5 protein-coding genes are annotated in these 5,940 nt (G+C 39.2%); 1 reads left to right on the forward strand and 4 read right to left on the reverse strand.

Translation table 11 applies throughout. The annotated features are described in order from the left end of the window. Positions 1 to 74: 74 nt before the first annotated feature. Complete coding sequence (locus F902_RS21815; protein ID WP_005207772.1) at positions 75 to 305, reverse strand: hypothetical protein; 231 nt, start codon at positions 303 to 305, stop codon at positions 75 to 77. 359 nt (positions 306 to 664) lie between these two features. Beyond that, positions 665 to 1,927 carry a protein rep gene (locus F902_RS21820; protein ID WP_005207773.1) on the reverse strand — a complete coding sequence of 421 codons (1,263 nt, stop codon included), beginning with the start codon at positions 1,925 to 1,927 and terminating at the stop codon, positions 665 to 667. Positions 1,928 to 2,264: 337 nt separating this feature from the next. On the opposite strand from F902_RS21820, the gene F902_RS21825 reads away from it, so the two are divergent. After that, positions 2,265 to 2,663, forward strand: coding sequence for a plasmid replication DNA-binding protein (locus F902_RS21825; RefSeq protein WP_005207775.1), 399 nt, complete (start codon positions 2,265 to 2,267; stop codon positions 2,661 to 2,663). 277 nt (positions 2,664 to 2,940) lie between these two features. Here F902_RS21825 and F902_RS21830 read toward each other — a convergent pair whose 3' ends face one another. Both F902_RS21830 and F902_RS21840 read right to left on the reverse strand, forming a co-directional pair. Continuing rightward, a complete protein-coding gene (locus F902_RS21830; RefSeq protein ID WP_005207778.1) occupies positions 2,941 to 4,788 on the reverse strand; it encodes a type IV secretion system DNA-binding domain-containing protein in 1,848 nt (615 codons plus the stop codon). Between the two features lie 239 nt (positions 4,789 to 5,027). Then, positions 5,028 to 5,921, reverse strand: coding sequence for a phage integrase N-terminal domain-containing protein (locus tag F902_RS21840; protein WP_005207781.1), 894 nt, complete (start codon positions 5,919 to 5,921; stop codon positions 5,028 to 5,030). Positions 5,922 to 5,940 lie beyond the last annotated feature (19 nt).

Consider the following 5,940-nt stretch of genomic DNA (forward strand, 5'->3'; position numbering starts at 1 on the left):
AAAAAAAAGAACCCCTTTTTATGCGAGGACAAATGTCCAGTGGACATTTACCGCAGCATAAAAAGGGGTAAAAATCAGGCAAATCTAGCGAATAAATGCAGTTTATTAATTAAATCCTGTGCCAATTTTGGGGGAATAGTCGTAATCGTTTCTTTTTTTGTTAATGGATCAAAATGGTATAAAAAAAAGCGCTGTGAACCAATTTGATAACCATCGAAATGTACTTGGTCAGCAGATGAAACATGTATTGTTTGTTGTCCCAATTTCACTGTTTTAGTCGGGATATGTAATTCGTAATCAGTCATAAGGAGTCAGCCTTAAGGTAAGTGTTAATGCTCTTTTTAATCGTGGAAACGGTTAAAATTTTTAATAGAGCAGATAGATACAACAGTTGCAAAAGCAATAATTAAGCGTGTAAGACGTTAATGTTTAGTGTGTATGGACTCCTATTTTTGAGTTTGGTTTAAGCTGAGAAATCAAAAGAAAAAACAGCGATGAAGGTCATGAAAAGACAAAAGAAAGAACCTGTATTATAGCCTATTTTTTATACTTGTAAATATTGTCACGAAGCAATAATTTAAAAAAACTTCATCTAATCTATATATAGCCTAAGATTATAGGGTCGTCACTACCGATAAATCGGTAGTTACGACCCCGCCCCGCACTACACCAACGATTTGCAAGCGTGAATAAATTCACTTTGCTCGTCGGGTAGCTCTGCAATGTATCGTTCAAAAAGTGCTATTAAATTTTGTTCAGTTTCTCCGCTGCCATAGCAGCCATTGAGGAAATCCCTTTTTTGCCATTCCAAGAAGTCATGGCGTTTTTGATATTTGATTAACAGATCAAAAGTGATCTGATCAACTTCCCTTAAAGTGATACTTTCTTCATCGGTTTCATTAGCAATTTCTTCATCAGATTTCTCACCAATACCCACCAGTTTTTTAAGACCCCTCGACCAAACAAGCTGCCTTGCCCCTTTCATGGAAAGGGCAAATTCCTGCCATAACTTGCTTGGCAATTTCTCAAAAACTTCCTGATCTTCAATCGACAACTGGAGCAAATCAAACGGACTTAATGATTCTTTACGACCACGTTTTACATGACCTTTTGTCATCTCGTAATCCAGCCCCCATTTCGCCACATACTCTTCAGCATATGAACCATCACGAATATCTAGTCCGTGCTTCATTGATGGACTTTTCAGTCCTTTCGACTCACAACAATGCATCCAGTATTTTGCGAGCCTGTCCCTATACGAATAGGCTAAATCGTCAGTATCTTTGGTCAATAAAAGAATATGAAAATGAGGATGCCATCCATTTGAGCCATAAGTGACTTCCAGACTACGAACTTTGTATTGAATCTTGCAAAGCTTGGATAAGTCCTTGAACTGCCGACCACCAAAAAACATCGTGATCGCATTTTTTAACTTTCTTAAAAGGACTTTCAGCGGCTCATCTTTCGAATGACTAAATGTCAAAGTCATTAATTTAATGTCTGAATTTTCTTGTTGTTCCCAGTATTTAATTAACTGCCCCATCTCAAAACGTCTTTCTTCTGTAATTTGTTTTGCACAAACAGGACATGACCAAACCGACCCACAGCGTTGCAAATTGCCCCAATTGGTTTTTTCCCGTGCCTCATTAAACATGACAGTACGATTTTTGTTTTTATCTATGCGTCTTTTTAAACAATTGCAGACACGTTCCTGTGGCAAAAGTTTTGCAGATTGATCTTGAAGCACAAATGAGTGAAGTCGCTGAAAGCCTTTATTTTCAAGCGTGGACTGAGATTTCGTAAGTTTACCAAGGGCACCCGATTTTGATGCAGGCGAGCCTTTAGAAAGCGCAGAAACGCCTTTACCAAAATGAGGTTTTTTTAAGGGTTTTGTGAAATTTACTGTAAGATTTACACTATTTGGCATCTCTCAAGTCCTTTTAATGACTTGCGAGATGTTTGCTTACTGTTATAATAACTTTGCATGCTGACATTCGCTTACTGCTGATCAGTGTGTACATCAAAAGCCCATCTAGTCGCCAAACTGAATACGGGCTTTTTTTGTGCCTACACAAATCATGTTAATAAAAATTCTGTTATGAAGTTACAACTGTTTCAGCAACATTGCAACATCTGGCGAAGCTTCATTTTATCAAAAATAAAAATTTTATAGCCGGCTACATGAAAAACTACGGAAAAAGGTTTATATCCTCCACCCCCCCATGTAACCTGCTGTTACGTCACTATGAACACTGGATGACACAATGGCTCGTATAACAGTTACACAAGCATCAAAAGACTTTAATGTTAGTCGAAACACCTTATATAAGAAGATAAAACAAGGACATTTAACCAAAGATGCAAATGGCTTACTTGATGTTAATGATTTAATTCGTGTCATCGGTGTAAACACAGAAAATACACATAAAAACGTCACCCTAAACAATAGTGACGTTCAATCTGTTAACAGTGACACCCAGTTACAACAAGCAAAAAATGAAATTGAACAGCTCAAACAGCTATTAGCTCAAAAAGAAATTTTCATAAATCAACTACAGCAACAAATTGCAGACCTTAGGTTAGACAAAGAGCAGCTTTACAACCAAATTAATCAAAAAAGAATAGAGCATAAAAAGAGCTTACTTGGCAGATTTTTCGGTTAAAAATACACGGAAAAAATCACCCCCAAAAACACAAATTTTCCGTGTATCTAAAAAAGAAAAAGCAGTAATCAGAGAGGGATTCATCCGAATATCGCTTGTCGCTGGGTAGACACCCAGCTTAAGCCGCCAAGACTGGCGGTTTTATCTAGAATTTAGGGACGTTCACTATAGAAAACAACAAACCCGCTATGTCAGCGGGTTTGTCGCACAGCTCTGCTGTGCCGATCTAGGATATACTTACTGCCCTAGCCGTTGGTAATCAGCGCACCAACGGCTTTTAAATCGCTTCTCCACAGTATTCCAAATATTCACCCATAGTTGGATACTGCGGGCGATCAGGAACCGGATAATCTTCGTGATAACACGGCATTTTAAAAATAGTGGCTTCCCCTTTATAGATACACACTGCTCGATACGGCTCTAAACGTGTAAATTCATCAGGTTCAATGACTTGCATCATCGAAGTTTTAATAAGTGTGCCTTCCTGATTATTTTTTCCACTACTATAAGAATCAGCAACACTCACACCTAGCATCGAACGTTCATTAACTGAGTTAGTGTTATTACCAGTACTAAAGTTCTTATCCGTAATCGTCCCTTCAGTAACACCAATCAAATTACTAAAAACCTTAGCGGTCTCAGGGTCACCTATCTTATATACAGCCTTAAAATCACATGCTCCCATAAATAATCTGTCTGCACCTGCACCATAGACACGATTAAGACCTTCAAGGGCTTGCAGATAAAGGAAAGTCGGCATTTTTGCACTACGCATTGTATTCAGCGTGTCAATAAACTTAGGTATGGCAGCACAATTAATAATTTCATCCAAGGCTACAAAAACCTCATCACGCTTACGATAGCTACTCTGCAATATACGAAGAGTATGAGCCACCATTGCACCAAAAAGCGTTTCTGTTGTTGACTTATACTGCTGATCAAACTGCAAAAAAACCGCCTGCTTTGGCTTTAACAACACCTCTTTTAAAGCAACGTCACTTTTAGCCGTAGACGTCCTAATACGATCATCATCAAGGAAAGCAAAAGCTTTGCTTAGACTGGTCATAATAGATGACAATAGATTGTCATTTTTTGCTGTTCTTGTGATGTCCTTAGCAATTGAAACCACCACCTCATTATCAGACTGGCGAAGTTGCTTTAACAGCTCCGGCACATCATCACAACGATTAATATAACGCTGACATTCTGGTAAACTTGCCTTCTCCCCTAACTCCATAACAACTGCTTTTAAAAGTCTACGGGCATTTTCAGCAAAAACTTCTGCACTTTCATCAGTATTAGGGATGACCACTGCAAGGATCTCATTCAACTCTGCTGAAGACATTGCTTCAGAAAAAATATTGTAGTGGTGGCTTGCTGTATCAGTCGGATTGATCACCCAATCTGTGTACCCAAAACGGTCAAAAACACCATTTTCCTTTAAAATTCCCCAAATCTCCGGCTTGATGTCAGTGGCAACAAAAGATTTTCCTGACTGCATCCAGTCAATGAGCTGGGCAACAAGGTAACTACTTTTACCAGTCCCCGGCTCACCAACAATTAACCCCCTATTTTCATTTGTAGCCCTTGCTTTGTCTGTATTTTCACACCATTCCATTTGTTCATCTGTAAAAACTTTAGTTTTATCATCCAAATCATCCGGATTAGATTCATAATCGTAGCTGTCTCCAAAACAGATAAGAGGCGAACCATACTCACGTGTAATGTTAAGAACACTCCACATACGAGATCGATCACGAATATCTCGAAATTTTACTATTGCACTTTTCTTTACAGCCCCACTTCCAACCACTGGCTTCCATTCTGTATACCCAACAGAAAGCCACTTACAAATCAGCACGTACACAGATAGAGGAAGAAGCCCATACTTTATGAAATCAGGGAAAAAAGAAAAATCTGGGCTTATCCAACAAATAAACAAAAAGCCGAGAACATAAACCGTTGCTCCCCAGGAACACACTTTTATCCACCATCCTGGCGTTACTTTAGTACCTGTTTCATATCTCTTCTTTGCTTGCTCTAAATATCCAGCATTTACCCCCATCAACAGAGGGCCAAGAATAACTGCCTGAAAAACCATAACTTCAGCAAAGCTAGTCGCCATCACTCACCCCCCTTTTGTAGCTGCTTACCTTCACAAGTCGTAAGATACTGCGGTTCATACACAGGGCTTTTAAGCCAAGAACAGCGCACCATATAGTAAAAATTTTCGTCCAGACCCTTAAACTTTATAAGGTTTTGAGCTGTTTTTAACTCTGCTTTGTCATCCCAAATAACCAACTTACAGTTAATACACCGACCGCAAGTAGGTAACTTTTCTCTAATGTCTGCTGCAATTCCCATTTACGCCCCCTTAGTCCACGACCCCAAGTAAACCGATGTGATATTGATACGGCTATGCCCTAACTCTTCGCTGATCTGCATACGTACATCATGATCCTTAGCCTTTTCTAGCTCTGTCAGCTCTCGATAACCACCAACAGCAGGACAAGGAAAACCCATCAACTGCAAATATCTATCTTGGGCATAACCATGCCTTAAGCCATGTGTCTGGCCGATTTCAAGGGCATTAGTAACCTTCTCCCATGTCGCAAGATGAGCCTTGTACGTTTTTTCAGGTGGTATCAATGAACCATCCTTTGCTAATGCCAGTGCAGCTTTTAGCTCTTGCCGTTGCTTATCACTGGTGATAGGTATAACCCTTGCTCTACCGCCTTTCGTCCACGACTCTTTTAAACGTATGTGTTTAGCAGTCTCAACAGATTGACCATCGAGCGCATAAATAGGCTGAAATTTCATAGATTCTTCACGTCTAAGACCAAACGCATCTTGTAGTCTCAAAGACTGGCTGATGTAAGGTGAAACACCACTTAAATCAATATCTTTTAAAGTCTTTGATTTATCTGTATTAGTTACATAGACACGATTCTCTATTCCATAAATGCTGTTATCTTTTACCATGTCCGCCTTACCAATCTTTTCAGACCACCATCGAACAACAGCCATACGATTTTTTATCGTTCCAGCACTTTTTCCATCATCTTGCCATTTTTTGATCAAAGCATTGATATGTCTACCTTTCAAGTCACTGGGCTGCATATCCTTGACTTTATAACCAAGAGTTTTCAAGTCCTCCGTCATCTGTGACAACATCGATCTACGGTTCGCTTGAGTTGTATGTGATCCATCCTTATTCCGGTCACAAATTTGCATCAACTTATATTCTAGGCGGTTCATTTTATAACCTTAAAAAAAA

Origin of the sequence: Acinetobacter higginsii (assembly GCF_000369525.1) — a bacterium.
Lineage (GTDB): Bacteria > Pseudomonadota > Gammaproteobacteria > Pseudomonadales > Moraxellaceae > Acinetobacter > Acinetobacter higginsii.